The organism is Rhodococcoides kyotonense (genome assembly GCF_900188125.1).
GTDB classification, from domain to species: Bacteria; Actinomycetota; Actinomycetes; order Mycobacteriales; family Mycobacteriaceae; genus Rhodococcoides; species Rhodococcoides kyotonense.
The window spans coordinates 374,820-393,414 of record NZ_FZOW01000004.1 but is presented as its reverse complement, the minus strand read 5'-3'; the positions used below and the strand labels follow the sequence as shown (position 1 = coordinate 393,414).

Here is an 18,595-nt window from a genome sequence, read left to right as displayed (position 1 = left end):
GGATCCGATGCGCGCAGCCGTCTACTACGGCCCGAACAAGGTGGAGATCGCCGACGTTCCCGAGCCGACACCCGGGGAAGGTCAGGTGAAAGTGCGCGTCGGCTACAACGGCATCTGCGGCACCGATCTGCACGAGTACTACGCCGGGCCCATTTTCATCCCGATCGAGCCGCATCCGCTCACCGGGCAAGAATTGCCTCTGATTCTCGGCCACGAATTTTCCGGAACCGTCACCGAGGTCGGTTCGGGCGTTGTGGGCACGACAGTAGGCGATCGTGTCGCGATCGAACCGCTCTATCGCTGTGGGCAGTGCGGACCCTGTCGCGCAGGCAATTACAACATCTGTCAGCAGATCGGATTCCACGGTCTGATGTCCGACGGCGGCATGGCCGAGTACACGGTGGTGCCCGAGAACATGATTCACCGACTTCCCGACAACGTCTCGCTCGAACTCGGTGCACTCGTCGAACCGATGTCGGTGGCGTATCACGCTGCAACACTGGGTGATCCACGGCCCGAGGACACGGCGATGGTGTTCGGTGCCGGGCCTATCGGTATCGGTCTGTGGTTCGCGTTGCGCGGCAAGGGAGTCGAGGACGTCTACGTCGTCGAACCGTCGCCGACGCGTCGGGCATCGATCGAGAGACTCGGTGCGAAGACTCTGGATCCGAGGGCCGTCGACGTACCCGACTACATCGCCGACGTGACCGACGGACGCGGCGCCGACGCCGTCTACGACGCGGCAGGCGTGCAGCCTGCCGTCGAGACCGCACTGGGATGCATCGGCGCTCGGAAACCGTTGGTGAGCGTCGCGATCTACGAAAAGCCTTTGACCACACCGCTTCAGAAGCTCGTCATGAACGAATCGCGGATCCAAGGCTCGCTCTGCTACACCTCTGCGGACTACGACGCCGTCATCGACCTGATGTCGGAAGGCAAGTACGACACGACCGGGTGGGTGGACAAGATCACGCTCGACGGCGTCGTCGAGGACGGTTTCGAGGCATTGCACGCGGGTAACAAGATGAAGGTTCTGGTAACTCCATCGGAAGGGAACTCATGACAGTCGCACTCGTCACCGGAGCCGGCCAGGGAATCGGGCGCGGTATCGCGCTGCGCCTCGCGCAGGACGGACACGACATCGCGCTCGTGGACGTGGCGTCGGACAAGATCGACAAGGTGGCCCAGGAGGTTCGCGACATCGGCCGTAGAGCAACGACTTTCGTCGCCGACGTGACCGACCGCGACCAGGTTTTCGCCGCCGTCGACCATGCGCACGAGACGCTCGGTGGGTTCGACGTCATCGTCAACAACGCGGGGATCGCGCAGGTCGCACCACTCGACGACGTTCGCCCGGCCGACACCAAGAGCATCTTCGCCGTCAACGTCGACGGTGTGCTGTGGGGAATCCAAGCTGCCGCAGCGAAATTCAGAGCATTGGAGCAGAAGGGCAAGATCGTCAACGCGTCGTCGATCGCGGGGCACGACGGCTTCGCGATGCTCGGCGTCTACAGTGCAACGAAATTCGCCGTGCGCGCACTGACACAGGCGGCGGCGAAGGAATACGCGTCGGACGGAATCACCGTCAACGCGTACTGCCCCGGCGTCGTCGGCACGGACATGTGGGTGACCATCGACAAGCGATTCGCCGAATTGACCGGTGCCGAGGAAGGCGCGACGTACGACAAGTTCGTCGGTGGCATCGCTCTCGGGAGGGCGCAGACGCCGGATGACGTCGCAGCATTCGTCTCGTACCTGGCCGGCCCGGATTCGGACTACATGACCGGGCAGGCGCCGCTCATCGACGGTGGCCTCGTCTATCGATGACCCCCACCTTTACATCGACTTGTGAGCTGGAGCACAATTGCCGGTGATGACACAGTCGACAGGCCCCGAACCTGCGCTGGCGGCCGGTGAGGATCCGCGCCGCTATGCGCAGATTCTCACTGCCGTGTACGACGCGACGATGACGGGCGGCAAGTCGCCCGCGCGTCCTCGCGACGTCATCGGCGATTCCTGGCGACGACTGCAGACGCTCGGGATCGATCCCGAGAAAGCGAGCATCGCGGCCCCGCAGATCGATGTCTCGGATCTGGAGCTGAGCCGTCGGGAATCGGGGTTGTTCGACGTACTCGACGACCTGGCGCGCGGGCTCGAATCGGTCGTACAGGACGGGGACAACATCCTCGTCGTCGCGGACCGGCACGGCCGGGTGCTGTGGCGCAGTGGTTCGACGTCGGTGCTCGATCGCGCCGACGGCCTCGGATTCGTCGAAGGTGCCAGCTGGGCCGAGGATTCCGTCGGAACCAACGCGATCGGTACCGCGCTCGTCTCGCGTCGCGCCGTGCAGATCTTCTCCGCGGAACACTATGTGCGAAGCCATCATCCGTGGACATGCGCCGGAGCTCCGATCAAGGATCCGCGGACCGGGCACGTCATCGGGGCGGTCGACGTCAGTGGACCCGCGAACACCGTGCATCCGACGACGCTCGCTCTGGTCGACGCCATCGCCCGGTTGGCGGAATCGCAACTGAGAGAACATCATCGGCAGAATCTCGATCGACTCCGATCGGTGGCGGCACCCATGCTCGCGAGGTTGCATTCGCCTGCATTGGCCGTCGACTCCAACGGGTGGGTCGCGGCGGTCGAGTCCGTCGCGCTGCGTAATCGAATCCTGCTGCCGGACGGTGTCGGTGCCGGTCGGTTCTGGATGCCCCAGCTCGGTGTATGCGATTTCGAGCCGCTCCCGGGAGGGTGGCTCGTGCGCCCGACCGCGGAAGACACCGGAGATGCAACGGCGGTCAGCATCGACCTCCGGCATCCCGGGCAGACACGCGTACGGATCCGTAGCGACGCAGGCGAATGGACGCACGAGCCGACGCCGCGTCACGCCGAGATTCTGTACCTTCTCGCAACCGCACGGGACGGACGAACCGCATCGCAGATGGCCGCCGATCTGTTCGGCGACGACGGTAGAGCCATCACCGTCCGTGCCGAGATGTCGCGTCTGCGTAAGCATCTGTCCGGGATACTGGTGACGCAGCCCTATCGATTCGACGAATCCGCGGCCGTCGAACTGCTTCTTCCCGACGACATGAGCCGGCTGCTGCCGCACTCCACGGCACCCGGGGTACGGGCCCGACGAGACATGCGCTGACGCATCCGGGTGGTGGAGCCGCACTCGCCGCATAGGGTTGCAAGAATGCAACCGCGGATCATCGGAGAGACAGCGCGATTCCTTGCGATCTCCGATCCTGGCCGGTTGCGGCTGCGATCCGCGACGGCGACGACCGTCACCGTCGTCCTGGCGATGCTCGTGCTTCTGCCCAGCTCGGCGGCACTCGGGCAGCCGATCACAGTCGCGATGATCGGAACGGTCGTCGCGATGCAGTCATCGGCGGCGGTCAAGGACAAGGACCAACGCAGCCGCATCGTCACGACCTTGTTCCTGGTGTTTCCGGCCATCGGGGCGGTGACCCTGTCGGCTGTGCTGTCGCAGTTCGGCAAGATCGCCGACGTCGGATTCATCGTCGTGCTGTTCGCGGCGGTGTGGGTGCGCCGGTACGGGCCACGCGGCACTGCCCTCGGCATGGTCGCGTTCATCTGCTACTTCTTCGCGCTGTTCCTGCGCGCGACGCCCGGGCAGGTGCCGATGCTGGCCGCGTCGATCGTCGTCGGCGTCGCGGTGTCGCTCGTCGTGCGCACGGTGATCCTGCCGGACCGTCCCCGGCTCGAATTGCAGCGTCTCGTTCGTGCGCTGCGGGCGTCGTGCATCGATGTGCTCGACGTCGCGTCGAACAGGGGTGACCGCAACATCGACCTGCTGCGCAAGAAGCTCGACCGGCTGGGCAGTACAGCGCTGATGATCGACGACTGGCTCGACCGCAACGACGCCGCGCAGCTGCTCAGCGTCACCAACGCCGACCTGTCGTTGCGCATCTTCGACGCTCAGATCGCCACCGAACAGCTCGTCAGCGCGCTGTGGGCGCTCGATCCGGGCAAACCGTGGCCGAAACAGCTCGGCCAGGCCACCACCGCCCTTGGGTCGTGCCTGCTGAACAATCCACCCGAGGACCAACTGCGGGCTGCCCGACGGCTTGCCGCGTCGGCTGCGGACAAGGCCGACCCGTCGACTCAGGCCGGCATCGCCACCGCAGTGGCGATGCGTGCGGTGCAGGCGCACATCGCAATTCACCACATCACGAACAATGCACTCCGTAGTGAATCGGAGCCATCGGAGGACGACGACAAGGTCGACGACGAGACCACGGGCCTGAACCCGAGTACCAAAGCAGCGATCCAAGTCGCCGTCGCGACCAGTGCCGCAACGGTTCTCGGTGAACTGATCTCGCCGGATCGCTGGTACTGGGCGGTTCTGACGGCATTCCTCGTGTTCACCGGTGCGTCGACGCGCGGCGAGATCCTGACGCGGGCCGGACATCGCGTCGTCGGGACGATCGCGGGAGTCCTTGCGGGAGTTGTGTTGTCGGCCATGGTCGGGCACAACCAGCCGCTTCAGGTGGTGTTGCTGGTCGTGTGCGTGTTCTTCGCGTTCTACCTCGTCACGGTCGCGTATGCGTTGCTGTCGTTCTTCATCACCGTCATGCTCGCGATGCTGTACGGCCTCCTGGGGACGTTCAGCGTCGACGTGCTGGAACTCCGCATCTACGAAACCGCGGCCGGAGGGCTGGTGGGGATCGCGTCTGCCTACTTCATCTTCTCGACCGGTACTCGTTCGACGATGACCGAGAAGATCGACGACTACCTCGATCAGATGTCGGCGATCGTCGACACCGCCATTGGATCCGTCGTCGAGCCGGGTAGGGACACCGATCTGGTCGCGGACATGCGCAAGCTCGACAACGCACTCAAAGACCTTGTCGCAGCGGGTAAGCCACTCGAAATGGGTCCGACGACGCGGACGCGGCACGGCGCGAAACGGCTGCTGCGGATCATGACCGTCAGTAACAGATCCGGGCATGCCCTCGCCCGCGCCGGGGTTGGCGCGTCACGAGCAGAGAAGACCAGCGGCCCGTCCGACGCGACCGCCACTGCGCTCCGCGACGCAGCCGATGTCACCAAGACGATGATCGACGACGTCAAACGCGCGTTGTCCGGCGAGCACGTCGAGCCGCCGGAGAAGCTCACCGAAACGTCGGCATTGGACGTCATGCTCGCGTCGACGACGACGCCCGGGTCGGTGCGCAGCGCAGTCCGGTCCCTGAGCACGCTCAACCGGACGATGGGCGAGGTGTTCACGCGGGCGTGAGCACCTCGGCGCGGCCGTCTGTATGGTGTTCCGCATGGCACACCGGCCCGACGCACGCGCGCGTATCCGCGGCGCATTCGTCGGTGCTGCCTCCGGGACGCTGAGCATCGCCGCCCACGGCGTCGGAGGCGGTGCGATGATGCCGTCGGAATCCGCGCTCGTCTTGCTCGTGGTCGTCAGTGCTGCGCTCGGCGGTGCCGTTGCCATGCTGGGTGGGCGCTTGTCGATGGTCGCTGTCCTCGCACTCGGGCAGGTGTCCGGCCACACGGTTCTGACGATCGCGAGCGAACACCATCATGGGACGTCGATCACGCCGTCGATGCTCACTGCGCACGCCGTCGCAACTGTGGTGTGTGCGTTGCTGATTCACGCAGCACTTCTCGGTTACGGGCGCGCTGTGTCCATTCTGCGCCGGATCGTTCCGGTGCTGTGTCTCGTCCTCCCCGTCGAGGATGCGCGGCCTCGCGAACGCACCGAATACCGCCCCGACGTCGTACTCCGGTTGCCGGTGTCCTCCGGCGTCGGAACGCGCGGCCCTCCCGTCGCTGCTTGATTCGAGTCTTCACGGAGCTTCAGCGCTTCGCTTTCCCCCACCCCCGCGCACACATATGCGTGTGCGCGGGGGTGGGGCTGAGTCCCCAGGTCCCGATGTCCCCCGTTCGTGGGGGTTCACGTGCGGGTTCCTGTGCGCTGGAGCCTTCCGCTCCACATCCACCTGTCGACGTTGCGTCGACGAGACGAATCGAGCACACCCATGTCCACAGTCGTGGCCGAACAACATACGCACGACCCATCCCCACCTGCGCCGTCTCTGGTGATGAGACTGCACTTCTACGCAGGAATCCTCATCGCCCCGTTCATTCTGGTCGCCGCGATCAGCGGTGGGCTCTACGCACTCGCGCCGACGGCCGAAGCCGTCGTCTACCGGGATCTTTTGACGACCGATTCGACGGGGCCGACCCAGTCCGTCGCGTCGCAAGTGCGTGTCGCGCAACAGGAACGACCGGATCTGACGGTCGCCGCGGTGCGGCCGGCGTCGGAACCCGGCGAAACCAGCCGAGTCATGTTCACCGATCCGTCGCTGGGCGAATCGAAGCGTCTCGCGATCTTCGTCGACCCGGTGACAGGCGAGTCCGTCGGCGAATCCGTCGTGTACGGCAGCAGCAACGCGCTACCGCTTCGCACCTGGATCAGCGAGCTGCATCGTCACCTCCACCTGGGTGAACCCGGCCGAATCTACAGCGAACTCGCCGCGTCGTGGATGTGGATCGTCGCGCTCGGAGGTGTCGTGCTGTGGGTACGACGCCATCGCCGTGGCGGCAGATTGCTGACCGTCGACCGTTCCGTGACGGGCCGCGCCCGGACGCGCAACTGGCACGGAGCCGTCGGCCTCTGGATCGCGGTGGGCCTGGTCTTCCTGTCCGCGACGGGCTTGACGTGGTCGAAGTACGCGGGTGAGAACATCTCCGAGCTGCGATCCGCGTTGAGTTGGACGACGCCTGCGACCGCCACGTCGCTCAGCGGAAGCGGCAGCACCGCAGGCGGTGACCATGCGGGACATGACATGTCGTCGATGATGCCCGCTGCTTCCGACGTTCTCGACACCAACGTGGGGCGACTCGACTCCGTTCTCGGCACGGCACGATCTCAGGGGATCGACGGCAAGGTCGAGGTCTCCGTTCCCTCGGATTCGGACACGGCGTTCGTCGTCGCGCAGACGCGTCAGCCGTTCGTGTTCTCGACCAGTTCGGTGGCCGTCGACGGTGCGACCGATGCCGTCGTCGACGTGAATGCGTTCTCCGACTGGCCCATTGCGGCGAAACTGGCCGCGTGGGGCATCGCTCTGCACATGGGCATTCTGTTCGGTGTCGCCAACCAGATCGCGCTGGCGCTGCTCGCTGTGGCACTGGTGACCGTCGTCGTACGCGGTTATGTGATGTGGTGGAAGCGTAGGCCGACGGCCCATCTGCCGGCGCGGGGTGCCGTCAGGACGCGGCCGGTGTGGCAGGTGGCGACGATCGTCGTCGGCAGCATCGTGCTCGGGTGGTACGTGCCGCTTCTCGGAATCAGCTTGCTCGCTTTCCTTCTCGTCGACGCCGCTGTCGGTCTTCGGCGTGGACAACGGACTACGGAGTCGAAATGAACCTCTACAGAACACTTTTCGCGGCAGTGGCCGTAGCACTTCTCGCGTCGGGATGTGCGACGGAAGAACCTGGAACAGAGGCCGATTCCGTCACCGTGCGCGAGGCGTGGATCAAGGCGGCCGACAGCGGAATGACATCGGCCTTCGCGGAAATCCAGAACACCGGTGACGATCAGGTTCGGGTGGTCGCCGCATCGACCGACAGTTCGTCGATGATGGAACTGCACGAAGTCGTCTCCAGCGCAGATGGTTCCATGGTGATGAAGCCGAAGGAAGGGGGATTCGCCGTGGCCGGGAGCGATACGAAAGTGCTGCAGGCCGGCGGTGACCACCTGATGTTGATGGATGTGACGTCACCTCTGACTCCCGGCGTCGACACCGACATCACGCTCACGTTCGAAGACGGTTCGACGTCGACGTTCACCGCGCAGGTCCGTGACTTCGCGGGCGCGCAGGAAAACTACGGTGGCTGAGCATGCACGGCTGAGTCGGCGACACCTCCTCGGAGGGGGCGTCGCCGCACTCGGCGCGGCGGGGTTGACGTACGGAATGGCAAGGGAGCCAGACGAAGTCGCGTTCGGAGGTGATGTCGTGCCGTTTCACGGGAAACATCAGGCGGGGATCGCGACTTCCCCTCAGGCCCACGGGATGTTCGTCGCCTTCGATCTGCTGGACGGCCGAGGGCGGGATGATCTGATCGCGATACTGCGGATGTGGACCGCGGACGCCGGACGCCTGACGCAGGGCTTGCCTGCGCTCGCGGATACGGAGCCCGAACTTGCAACGGAGCCATCGCGTTTGACCGTCACGGTCGGTCTCGGCCCCGGCGCGTTCGAAGCAGCCGGTGTCGAGTCGCCGGTGGGCCCACTGCCGGCATTCGGGATCGATCGGCTCGAATCTCGTTGGAGTGACGGCGATCTCCTTCTGCAGATCTGCGCCGACGACCCGGTGCCCGTTGCGCATGCGGTGCGGGTGTTGACCAAGAACGTGCGGTCGATGGCGTCGACCAGGTGGGTGCAACGTGGATTCCGACCGGCGCGAGGATCGCAGGTGTCCGGGACGACGATGCGTAACCTGATGGGGCAGATCGACGGAACGGAGAACCTCGCTCCGACAACGGATTTCGACACACTTGTCTGGGACGATTCGGGTGGTACGACGCTCGTGCTGCGCAGGATCGCCGTCGAGATGGACGCGTGGGACGAACTCGACCGGGGAGGCCGGGAGTTCGCCGTCGGGAGGCGTCTCGACACGGGTGCCCCGCTGACCGGTGAATCGGAGCACGACACAGCGGATTTCGAGGCGACCGACAAGTTCGGAATTCCCGTGATCTCGCCCGCGTCGCACATCGCTCGGGCGCGTCACCGCCGCGACGGTGAACGGTTCTTCCGGCGGGCATACAACTACGACGATCCACCGAGTAGCTCGGGGTTGATCTTCGCTGCGTACCAACGCGATATCGAGCAGCAGTTCCTGCCGGTGCAGCGCCGTCTCGACGAGCACGACGCGTTGAACGAGTGGACGACGCCGATCGGGTCGGCGGTGTTCACTGTTCCTCCCGGTGTGGCGGAGGGCGGCTACCTGGGGGAGGGGATGTTGTAGCGCATCACGGAACCCACCAGTTGCCGGCGCCGCGGAGGATTGTCCACCCACCCGGAATCTCGACCCACGCGGACACGTCGCCCGACCCGGTGCGAATGGGGCCGGTGTCGAGCGGACCGGGGAACGCGACGCCGGCTTCCTGCGTGGTGTGGTTGAACCAGTTGATCGCGCAGTTGCACCAGTTGTTCAGCGTGAAGTCCGACAGACCGGGCAGCGACGGGTCGACGCGCACGAAGATCTGCTGGTTGACGAAGATCTGGTCCGGACGCCACTCGACGATCGCAGCCGGATCGAAGCCGACGGTGGGGCTGATCGCGCCTGCCGGAACGAAACGGGCCTGTGCCGTTCCTGCCCCGAAGAGCGCGGTAGCGACCACGATGAACACGGAAAACAGGGCAGCGGCGATACGAGCACGTCGCTTCGTCATGGGTGGAACCTCCGTCGTGAGTACGCGGTGATGTTACCCGAGCTCACGGCCTGCCATCGGGGTGAAGTCCGTCGGTAGTGTGGACCTGGTGCGACTACGAAGTGCGGTGCTGGGTCTTGTTCTTCTCGCCGGCGTCGGATGTTCGGCACCGGCCGAGGAGGCGTCGGCTCCGGAGTACCCGAACCAGGTCACCGTCGTGAATCGCGCGTACTCGCCGCAAGCGATCACTGTCCGCGTCGGCGACACCGTCACCTGGGTGTTCGACGACGGTGGCATGACGCACGACGTCGTCGCCGACGACCGCTCGTTCCGTAGCCCGCTGATGGTGTCGGACACGTTCGCGCATACCTTCACCGAGCCCGGGACGTTCACGTACCACTGCACGCCGCATCCCGACATGATCGGAACCGTGATCGTCGAAGCCTGACGCCCGTGAGATGGGAAGGGGGCTTACGGCACCCAGTACCTCGTGGCCAGCTCGTCGACCAGTGGGTGGTCGTCGGCGACCTCGTCGAGCGCGGCGAGGTCGTCTCGGATCGCCACGAGGCGAGGGTCGTCGCCCTCGGCCACCTCGGCCTCGGTGCCGCCGTCCTCGGCGAGCAGCTCACGCATCTTGGCCTGCAGGCGCGCCTTGAGAGAGTCGCTCATTCGTCGTCACCCTTCTTGAACACTCGGCGCGCGGTCGGAATCAGCACTATCAAGGCTCCGACCAGGACCACGATCGACAGAACTTCCAGCCACATGCGTTTCAGCCTACGGTGCGAGCCAGCTGCCTGCCGGGATGTTCCGCAGGACGGTGAAGGTCGACACGATCGCGACGCCGACAGCAATCGACCACACCGGAAGCCGCCACGCGAACAACGGCCTGTCGACGATGCGCGCCCGGACCCACGCACCCCACACGCCGAGCGCGACCACCGCGAGCACGACGAACAGAATGTTCGACGACACCGCCGACGCCACATCACCTCGCACGAGGTCGCCGAATGCACGCGTCGCACCGCAGCCCGGGCACCACACGCCAGTGACAGCGTGAATAGGGCAGGGCAGATACGTCGACGAGCGAGGGTCGCGAATCGACACGACGACCGCCGCCGACGCCACTGCTCCTGCGGCGAGCAGCGGCCCTCGCAATGCGGCGATCGACATGCTGTCGACGATAACGCTCGTCAGTCGTCCGACCGTTGTGCTGCGTGGTCGTAGTAGCCGACGACACCCTTGGCCCCGTGCACCGCGAAGTCGGCCTGCCCGTCTTTCGCCTGCCCGTTCTCGGTGATGCCGCGCAGTAGTCCGTCGACGAGCCGGTCCAGCTCGTGCCACCTGGCAGCAGGGTCGTCGCCGTCGTGTTCGGCCGTCGGTTCGAACCCGCGTCCGACCGACGCGTCGACCGTGGCCAGGTCGTCGAACACAGCTCGGTCGGGAACGTCGATCTCGGCAGCGTTCTCGAGCACGACGCGCACTGCCCAACGGATGTCGTCGACGTGATTGCCGAGCCACGTGCGTCGACGATGAATGTCGCCGAGCGTCGGCCATTTCTTGCGCGCTGCCTGACGCGTTCTGCCGGTGACGACGGCGAGGTCGGCAAGGCTCGCACCGAGCCACAACGCGGTCGCCGCGGCCTCTGCGGTCTGCTCGGCCGCCTCGCGTTCGACGCGTTCCTCGCTCTCGATCGCGTCGCGCAACGCGAGCAGCGCGTCATGTCTGCGGCGGCGCTCGTCCGACACATCGGTCGGCTTGTCACCCGGGTCCAGATCTGACAACTTTTGGTTCACACAGTGAGCGTAGACCGTAAACCAGCGGTTTACAACGGCAGCGTTTGCGTAGGTGCCAGGGCACTGATCTAGTATCTATGTTGTGTCTATGCAGCCATCGGCGTCGGAAACCGCCTACCTGACCGTCAAGGAAATGATCGTCACCGGTGAACTGCCGGGCGGCGAGCTGGTCAGCGAAGGCGACATCGCAGGCCGGATGGACGTCAGCCGCACCCCCGTCCGCGAAGCATTTCTGCGCCTTCAGGTCGAGGGCTGGATGCGGCTCTATCCCAAACGCGGCGCGCTCGTCGTACCCATCGCTCCCGGCGAAGCCGAGCACATCGTGTCCGCGCGCTGGCTCGTCGAGTCCGGCAGCGTACGCACCGTCGTCGCGGACCGACGGGCTCGAACCGAACTCGTGACAGATCTGCGCGCCAACCTCGAGCGCCAGCGCACTATCGCCGCGAGCGGCACCGCAGCCGAATTCAGTGCCGCCGATGCCGATTTCCACCGTCTCATCGTCCGGTCCGGCCGCAACCCGCTTCTCGACGCGTTCTACGACGGCCTTCGCGAGCGACAGCGGCGGATGACGACGCATTCCCTGTCGCGCGATCCCGGCCAGGTCGAACGCATCATCGACGACCATGCCCGGCTGACGGACCACATCGAAGCAGGCGACGCCGACGGTTTCGCGTCGGACGTCGACAGCCACATGCGCCGCGTGCACCGGCTGAACGAAGAAGGTAGGCAATGACACTCACGCAGGACGCACAGACCAAGACCGCGAGGTGGATCCTCGTGGCGGCAGGCATGTTCGCCGTCGCGTGGGGCGGTAACGAGTTCACTCCGCTGCTGGTGATGTATCGGCTCGAGCACGGATTCTCGGCCGTCACCGTCGACACGTTCCTGTTCGCGTACGTCATCGGAATCGTTCCGGCGCTTCTGATCTGCGGCCCGTTGTCCGATCGACTCGGTCGACGACCCGTCATGCTGCCCGCGCCAGCGGTCGCCGCTGCGGGTTCGATTCTCATCGCGCTCGGCGCCGATCACGCGCCCGTCCTGTTCAGCGGACGCGTGCTGAGCGGCGTCGCGCTCGGTATCGGCATGGCCGTCGGTGGCAGCTGGATCAAGGAACTGTCGGCGCACGACGCACCGGGTGCAGGTGCTCGTCGGGCAGCGATGAGTCTGACGGCCGGGTTCGCGCTCGGTGCAGGCGTCGCGGGCATCCTCGCGCAATGGGCCCCGTGGCCGACGCATCTCGCGTACCTCGTGCACGTCGGCATCTGCCTCGTCGCAGGAATCGCGATGCTCTCCGTGCCCGAGAGCCGCCCGGCCGTTCCGCGGCAGGACCGAGCGAGCCTGTTCGACGACCTGAAGATCCCCGCCGCGTCGCACCGCCGGTTCCTGATGGTCGTCGTTCCGTTGGCGCCGTGGGTCTTCGGCGCAGCGAGCGTCGCGTACGCGGTGTTGCCGTCGTTGATGGCCGATCGCAGCGGTGGTCATCCGATCGCGCTGTCGGCGCTGATGTCGGTGATCGCGCTCGGTGCAGGCTTCGCCATCCAAGCCGTCGGACGCAGGATCGACACTCCGAACGCGGCGCGCGGTGCGCTCGTCGGACTCACCATCCTGGTCGTCGGCATGCTGCTCGCCGCGTGGGCCGCTTCGGTGCTGACCATCGCGGCCGCACTGATCGCCGCGACAGTGCTCGGCTGCGGGTACGGCATGGCGCTCGTGTCGGGATTGCAAGAGGTGCAACGCATTGCGGGTCCGAACGACCTCGCGGGGCTCACCGCAGTGTTCTACTCACTGACCTATCTCGGGTTCGCGGTGCCGGCGATTCTGTCGGCACTCACCGAACAGTGGCCGGGCGTGATCACGTACCCCGGCATCTTCACGGTCGGCGCGATCATCGCGGCAGTGTGCTGGATGTTCGTGCGTACCCAATCCACCTCACACCTACCGGTGGAAGAGTCCACGATGCCCTGACCATGTCGGACACACCGGTCAGGGCAGCGCCGGTAGCTGCGTCTGATTCAGCCACTCGTCCCACAGAGTCCGCGGGCATCCGTACCGCGAGGCGAGGTCGGTGAAATCGGCGGTGCTGACCGTCGAGTACCGGTACTTCGACGTCCATTCCTGGATGAGCGGGAAGAACTTGTCGTCGCCGACCGTCGTTCGAAGTGCATGCAGCGCAAGGGCTCCGCGCTTGTAGACGCGGTCGTCGAACATCTTGGCCGGGCCGGGGTCGCCGAGTACGAGATCGCGTGGCAGGCCCCGCTGCATCGTGTGGACGCGTCGCGCCTTGTCCTTCGCCGACGAGCCGCCCGAGTTCTCTGCCCAGATCCACTCGGAATAACACGCGAAGCCCTCGTGCAGCCAGATGTCTTTCCACTTGCCGAGCGTCAGACTGTTGCCGAACCACTGGTGCGCCAGTTCGTGCGCGACGAGTCGCTCGAAATACCGTGTGCCCGAACAGTGATTCGCGCCGAAGATCGACAATCCCTGTGCCTCGATGGGGATTTCGAGGTCGTCGTCGGTGACCACGACGGTGTACGCCGCGAACGGGTACGGACCGTACAGTCGCTCGAACGTGCTCATCATCTCGGTCTGACGGCCGAAATCGTGCTCGAAGTTCTGTCGAAGACGTTGCGGCAGAATTGCTTTCATCGGAACTGGACCGGCGCTCGTGGTGTGTGAGACGTACGGGCCGATCTGCACGGTCGCCAGGTAGGAGGCCATGGGCTCGGGCTGCTCGTACACCCACGTCGTGCGGCTGGCTCGTGTCTGCTTGCTGACGAGCGTGCCGTTCGCGACTGCGTAGTACGGCGAGTCCGTCGTGATCGTGATGCCGTAACTGGCCTTCGACACGGGATGGTCGTCGCACGGAAACCACGACGCGGCCCCGTTGGGCTGGCTCGCGACGATGGATCCCTCGGTCAGCTCGTCCCAGCCGACCTCGCCCCAGAAACCGTTGATGGGCTTGGGAGTTCCGCTGTACTGAACCGTCACCACCAAGGCGGCACCCGACGGGATCGGTTTCGCGGGCGTGATCTTGAGCTTGCCGCGGTGCTGAGCGAACTTGACCGATCGCGACCCGTTGACCGATACCTTGGCCACGCGTAGCGCAGGCCCGAGGTCGAACGCGAACTTCGCGACGGTGGCCGTGGTGACCGCGGTGATCTTCGCCTTGCCCGCGAGCCGATTGCTCTCGACCTTGTACTCGAGGTCGAGTTCGTACCGCGAGACCCGGTATCCGCGATTGCCGTTCTGCGGTAGGTACTCGTCGAGCGGTGCGTCGCCGCCGTCGACGTCGAACACCGGAGTCACCATCTTCGAACCACCCAGTTTCACAGGCTCACCTCGGCAGGCACGATGTGCGAGTAGGGATCGCCCTTGGCCCACGGCGCGATGGGGTTGCCCTGCCACCGCGTGTGCGCGGGCACGGTGTCACCGCGCATCACCAGCGAGGCGGGGCCGACGGTTGCGCCGTCGCCGATTCCCGCCGCAGGCAACGCGACGCAGTGCTGGCCCAGTGTTGCTCCTCGTCCGAGTGTCACGCTGTCCATGGACATGATCCGATCATGGAACAGGTGTGTTTGCACAACGCACCCGCGGTTGACGGTGGCGCCGTCGTCGAGAGTCACAAGATCGGCCTCGGGGAGCCAGTACGTTTCACACCACACGCCGCGGCCGATGTCGGCGCCGAGCCAGCGCAGCCACATGTTCAGCACGGCAGTGCCTTCGGCTGCCCGTGCGAACCACGGGGCTGCGACTGTTTCGACGAACGTGTCCGCGACCTCGTTGCGCCACACGAACGAGCTCCACAACGGGTGCTCGACCTTGTCGATCCGGCCGACCCAGACCCACTTGGCCGCGGCGGACACCGCCGCGGCCACCGCGCCCGCGATAAGCAGCACGACGCCACTGAGCAGAGCCGCCGCCCAATAGCCTGCCGCGTCGGCGATCGCGGTCAACCCGAACAGCACACCCAAACCGATTCCGAACGTCACGACGACGGGAATCAGTCGGCAGGTCTCGACGAGTGCACGCGCGATCTTCAACTTCGTCGGCGGATCGAACGTTCGCGAGCTGTCCGCCCGACCGGCCGCGCGTCGCAACCTGACCGGCGGGCTACCGAGCCACGACGAGCCCGATTTCGCCTTGTCGGGCGTCGCCGACAACACGGCGACGAGGCCGTTCTTCGGGACGGTCCGACCGGGCCCCGTCATACCGGAGTTGCCGAGGAATGCGCGCTTGCCGACCTTCGCGTCGCCGAGATGCATCCAGCCGCCGCCGAGTTCGTAACTGGCGACCATGGTGTCGTCGGCGAGGAATGCCCCGTCCGCGACGGTGGTGAACTTCGGGATCATCAGCACGGTCGACGCCTCGACGTCCTTGCCGATCTTCGCACCGAGCAGCCTCAGCCAGTGCGGTGTCAGCAACGACGCGTACAGCGGGAACAGGAACGTGCGCGCCGAATCCATCAAGCGCTCGGTGGCCCACACCTGCCATCCGATCCGGCTGCGTACGGGGTGGTACCCCTCGGTGAGTCCGATGCTGAGCAGTCGAACCGCGACCAACGTGACGAGCGCGAACACCCCGAGCGACACCAGCGTCGCAACGGGCAGCATGAGCGCGGCACGCCCGACGGCACCGAGAAGCGTCGTCGCCGTGTGCAGCCACCAGCCCATCAGCACGAGCGACACACCGAGCGAGAAGATCGCCATTCCGGACAGGAACAGCGACGCGACGCCGTACGCGAACACCCATTTCGTCGCGCGCGGTGGAGTTTCCTCCGGCCACGGGTGCTCGGCCTTGCCGACCTTCTGCGCAGGCGAGCCCGCCCACAATTGGCCGGCCTTGACGCGGCCCACGACGGCTGATCCTGCACTGACCACGGCGTTCTTGCCGACGGACGTGCCAGGAAGCAGCGTCGATCGTGCACCGACCGTCGCGCCCGCGCCGATCTTGATGTCACCGATGTACACGATGTCGCCGTCGATCCAATGTCCGCTGAGGTCGACCTCGGGCTCAACGGAACAGCCGTCGCCGAGTTCGAGCATGCCGGTGACCGGCGGAAGAGTGTGCAGGTCGACGCCTTTGCCGATCTTCGCGCCGAGCGCCCGCGCGTAGTAGACCATCCAGGGGGCACCCGACAGGTTCGACGCCCCGCTGGCGTCGGTCAGACGCGTTGCGGCCCACAGCCTGATGTGTGCGCTGCCACCCCGGCTGTACGCGCCAGGCTTCAGGCCTGCGAGCAGAATCCGCGAGCCGACCACCGAGATCGCCATACGGCCGACCGGAGTGATGAACAGGACGAAGGCAGCAAGAATCCACCACCACGACACCGTCGGCGCCCAGGAGACCTCGGCGAACCACGACATCACGTTGAACAGAATCCCGAGCCACGTGACCCACTGCAGACCGGTCAGTGTCGTGAGCGGCACGGTCGCAGCGATCTGCGCCCACTGAGCCTTCCTCGACGTCGGTTCCACCTCGCGCGGCACGACCTCGACGGGCGGTTTCAGCTCGTCGAGGTAGCGGGCGAGCGAGCCGAGCCTCGGATGGTCGTACAGCTGGGCGACGGTGATTTCCGGGAACCTCGTCCGCAGGGCCGTCACCAGCTGGGCGGCGGACAGCGAGCCGCCGCCGTTCTGGAAGAAGTCGGCGTTCTCGTCCGTCACCTGGGCGCCGAGGATGTTGGTCCACAGCTCGGCGACCCAGCCCGCGGTGCCGTCGAGATCCGAACCCTCGCCCATCCCAGGCAACGGCCACGGCAGTGCGTTGCGGTCGACCTTGCCCGACGTCCGCGTCGGCATCTCCTCGACGAGGGCGAGTCGCGGAACCAGAGCTGCGGGCAGCTGCTCGGCCAGAAGCGTCCTCGCGGCGTCGAGGTCGAAATTCTTGTCGGTGCTGGCGAGATAGCCGACCAGCACCGAGTTGCCCGCGCCCGTCTTGCGGACCGCGGCAGCTGCGCCTGCCACGCCGGGAAGCGACTGCAGCGCGTTGTCGATCTCGCCGAGCTCGATGCGTCGTCCACCGAGTTTGATCTGGTCGTCGGCGCGGCCCTGGAACAGCAGGCCCTCGATCTCCAACTTGACCAGGTCCCCGCTGCGGTACGCGCGGTCCCATCCGAGTGACGGCATCGGCGCGTACTTCTCGGCGTCCTTCGCCGGATCGAGATAGCGCGCGAGCCCGACGCCGCCGATGACCAACTCACCGACCTCGCCGACGGCTACCGGCTGACCGGCGCTGTCGACGACGGCCAGATCCCAGCCGTCGAGCGGAAGGCCGATACGGACCGGGCCCTTCCCGTCCATGATCGACGCACACGCGACGACGGTGGCCTCGGTGGGCCCGTAGGTGTTCCAGACCTCGCGACCGTCGACGGCAAGGCGTTCGGCCAGCTCCGGCGGGCATGCTTCGCCGCCGAAGATCAGCAGGCGAACCGCTTCGAGCGCGACGGCGGGCCACAACGCGGCGAGCGTCGGAACCGTCGAGACGACCGAGATGTCACGCGAGACGAGCCAGGGGCCGAGATCGAACCCGCTGCGGACGAGCGAGCGAGGTGCAGGAACGAGGCACGCGCCGTGGCGCCACGCCAACCACATCTCCTCGCAGGACGCGTCGAACGCCACCGACAGGCCTGCCAGCACGCGGTCGCCGGGGCCGAGGGGATCGTCGGTCATGAACATGCGGGCTTCGGCGTCGACGAATGCTGCGGCGTTGCGGTGACTGACGGCCACGCCCTTCGGGGTGCCCGTCGAACCGGACGTGAAGATGACCCAGGCGTCGTCGTCGGGGCTCGGGGTGGTGAGGGTGTCGGGAAACGGGGTGTCCTGCTTGTCGGCCGTACCGGCGGCGATACCTCCGGCCGTCACGACTGCCGTCACCTTGGCTTCACCGAAGACGAGTTCGGCTCGTTCGTCGGGGTCGTCGGCATCGACGGGAACGTACGCGGCACCGGCGTTGAGGATCGACAGAATCGCCACGTAGAGAGAGAACGAGCCCGACGGCATCCGGACGCCGACACGGTCGCCGCGTCGTACTCCGGCCCTGGCCAGCCACTGTGCGCCCTCGTCGATGTCCTCGAGCAGTTCGCGGTAGGTGACCGACGTCGTACCGTCGTCGATTGCCGGGGCGTCGGGGTACTGCGAGGTGGTGGATCGCAGGATGTCGATGAGCGTGCGCTCACGCGGAGCGCGGTCGGACCGCAAGAACTCGGCAGGTATCGGCGCCGTCGGCTGCGCCTCTGTCGATTCCGATCGTGATTGCACAGACAACCGGGTGTCCCTCTTCTCGTGTCGGCAACGTGAGCGTTGGTCGTTATCTCATGTTCGGTTTGCCAGAAGGTGAACGAACCCAGGCCTGCGGGAAGTTTACTCGGCTCCGCAGCTCGTGAG

Annotated in this window: 17 protein-coding genes; 11 read left to right on the top strand and 6 right to left on the bottom strand. The window is 66.0% G+C overall.

Annotated features, from left to right (window positions below; all coding sequences use genetic code 11):
- Positions 1-7 precede the first annotated feature (7 nt).
- The 8 genes from CHB96_RS09610 to CHB96_RS09575 all read left to right on the top strand — a co-directional run bounded on the left by CHB96_RS09610 (position 8) and on the right by CHB96_RS09575 (position 9,014).
- Entirely contained in the window at positions 8-1,063 is a 1,056-nt protein-coding gene (locus CHB96_RS09610; protein WP_089245407.1) for a 2,3-butanediol dehydrogenase, read from the top strand.
- The gene (locus tag CHB96_RS09605) at positions 1,060-1,827 is read left to right on the top strand and encodes an acetoin reductase (protein WP_089245405.1); all 768 of its coding nucleotides are present in this window, start codon (positions 1,060-1,062) and stop codon (positions 1,825-1,827) included. The genes CHB96_RS09610 and CHB96_RS09605 overlap by 4 nt, the downstream gene beginning before the upstream one ends.
- Before the next feature lie 46 nt (positions 1,828-1,873).
- Positions 1,874-3,157 (top strand): GAF domain-containing protein, encoded by a 1,284-nt coding sequence (locus CHB96_RS09600; protein ID WP_089245403.1) that lies wholly within the window; start codon positions 1,874-1,876, stop codon positions 3,155-3,157.
- Positions 3,158-3,202: 45 nt separating this feature from the next.
- Positions 3,203-5,269 (top strand): FUSC family protein, encoded by a 2,067-nt coding sequence (locus CHB96_RS09595; protein ID WP_089245401.1) that lies wholly within the window; start codon positions 3,203-3,205, stop codon positions 5,267-5,269.
- Between the two features lie 34 nt (positions 5,270-5,303).
- Entirely contained in the window at positions 5,304-5,822 is a 519-nt protein-coding gene (locus tag CHB96_RS09590) for a hypothetical protein (RefSeq protein ID WP_245865397.1), read from the top strand.
- Positions 5,823-6,023: 201 nt separating this feature from the next.
- Positions 6,024-7,412: a PepSY-associated TM helix domain-containing protein gene (locus tag CHB96_RS09585; protein ID WP_245865395.1), complete on the top strand. Its 1,389-nt coding sequence runs from the start codon at positions 6,024-6,026 to the stop codon at positions 7,410-7,412.
- Complete coding sequence (locus CHB96_RS09580) at positions 7,409-7,885, top strand: copper chaperone PCu(A)C (protein ID WP_089245397.1); 477 nt, start codon at positions 7,409-7,411, stop codon at positions 7,883-7,885. The genes CHB96_RS09585 and CHB96_RS09580 overlap by 4 nt, the downstream gene beginning before the upstream one ends.
- Complete coding sequence (locus CHB96_RS09575) at positions 7,878-9,014, top strand: Dyp-type peroxidase (RefSeq protein ID WP_245865394.1); 1,137 nt, start codon at positions 7,878-7,880, stop codon at positions 9,012-9,014. Before CHB96_RS09580 ends, CHB96_RS09575 begins: the two co-directional genes overlap by 8 nt.
- A gap of 4 nt (positions 9,015-9,018) precedes the next feature.
- Here CHB96_RS09575 and CHB96_RS09570 read toward each other — a convergent pair whose 3' ends face one another.
- The gene (locus tag CHB96_RS09570; RefSeq protein ID WP_089245395.1) at positions 9,019-9,441 is read right to left on the bottom strand and encodes a hypothetical protein; all 423 of its coding nucleotides are present in this window, start codon (positions 9,439-9,441) and stop codon (positions 9,019-9,021) included.
- Between the two features lie 88 nt (positions 9,442-9,529).
- On the opposite strand from CHB96_RS09570, the gene CHB96_RS09565 reads away from it, so the two are divergent.
- On the top strand, positions 9,530-9,868 hold the full coding sequence (locus CHB96_RS09565; RefSeq protein ID WP_089245523.1) for a plastocyanin/azurin family copper-binding protein: 339 nt from the start codon (positions 9,530-9,532) through the stop codon (positions 9,866-9,868).
- Positions 9,869-9,891: 23 nt separating this feature from the next.
- Here CHB96_RS09565 and CHB96_RS09560 read toward each other — a convergent pair whose 3' ends face one another.
- The 3 genes from CHB96_RS09560 to CHB96_RS09550 form a co-directional block, all read right to left on the bottom strand.
- Positions 9,892-10,089, bottom strand: a complete 198-nt coding sequence (locus tag CHB96_RS09560; RefSeq protein ID WP_089245393.1) for a hypothetical protein — start codon at positions 10,087-10,089, stop codon at positions 9,892-9,894.
- 105 nt (positions 10,090-10,194) lie between these two features.
- Complete coding sequence (locus CHB96_RS09555; protein ID WP_089245391.1) at positions 10,195-10,590, bottom strand: DUF2752 domain-containing protein; 396 nt, start codon at positions 10,588-10,590, stop codon at positions 10,195-10,197.
- A 20-nt stretch (positions 10,591-10,610) separates the two neighbouring features.
- Positions 10,611-11,213, bottom strand: coding sequence for a hypothetical protein (locus CHB96_RS09550; protein WP_089245389.1), 603 nt, complete (start codon positions 11,211-11,213; stop codon positions 10,611-10,613).
- Positions 11,214-11,301: 88 nt separating this feature from the next.
- Between CHB96_RS09550 and CHB96_RS09545 the strand changes: the two genes are divergently transcribed.
- Both CHB96_RS09545 and CHB96_RS09540 read left to right on the top strand, forming a co-directional pair.
- Positions 11,302-11,946, top strand: a complete 645-nt coding sequence (locus CHB96_RS09545; protein ID WP_176444226.1) for a GntR family transcriptional regulator — start codon at positions 11,302-11,304, stop codon at positions 11,944-11,946.
- Complete coding sequence (locus CHB96_RS09540) at positions 11,943-13,178, top strand: MFS transporter (RefSeq protein WP_089245385.1); 1,236 nt, start codon at positions 11,943-11,945, stop codon at positions 13,176-13,178. The genes CHB96_RS09545 and CHB96_RS09540 overlap by 4 nt, the downstream gene beginning before the upstream one ends.
- 18 nt (positions 13,179-13,196) lie before the next feature.
- Here the strand turns inward: CHB96_RS09540 and CHB96_RS09535 are convergent, their stop codons facing one another.
- Both CHB96_RS09535 and CHB96_RS09530 read right to left on the bottom strand, forming a co-directional pair.
- Positions 13,197-14,522 (bottom strand): M1 family metallopeptidase, encoded by a 1,326-nt coding sequence (locus CHB96_RS09535; RefSeq protein WP_176444225.1) that lies wholly within the window; start codon positions 14,520-14,522, stop codon positions 13,197-13,199.
- Positions 14,523-14,539: 17 nt separating this feature from the next.
- On the bottom strand, positions 14,540-18,475 hold the full coding sequence (locus CHB96_RS09530; protein ID WP_089245381.1) for a Pls/PosA family non-ribosomal peptide synthetase: 3,936 nt from the start codon (positions 18,473-18,475) through the stop codon (positions 14,540-14,542).
- Positions 18,476-18,595: the final 120 nt, after the last annotated feature.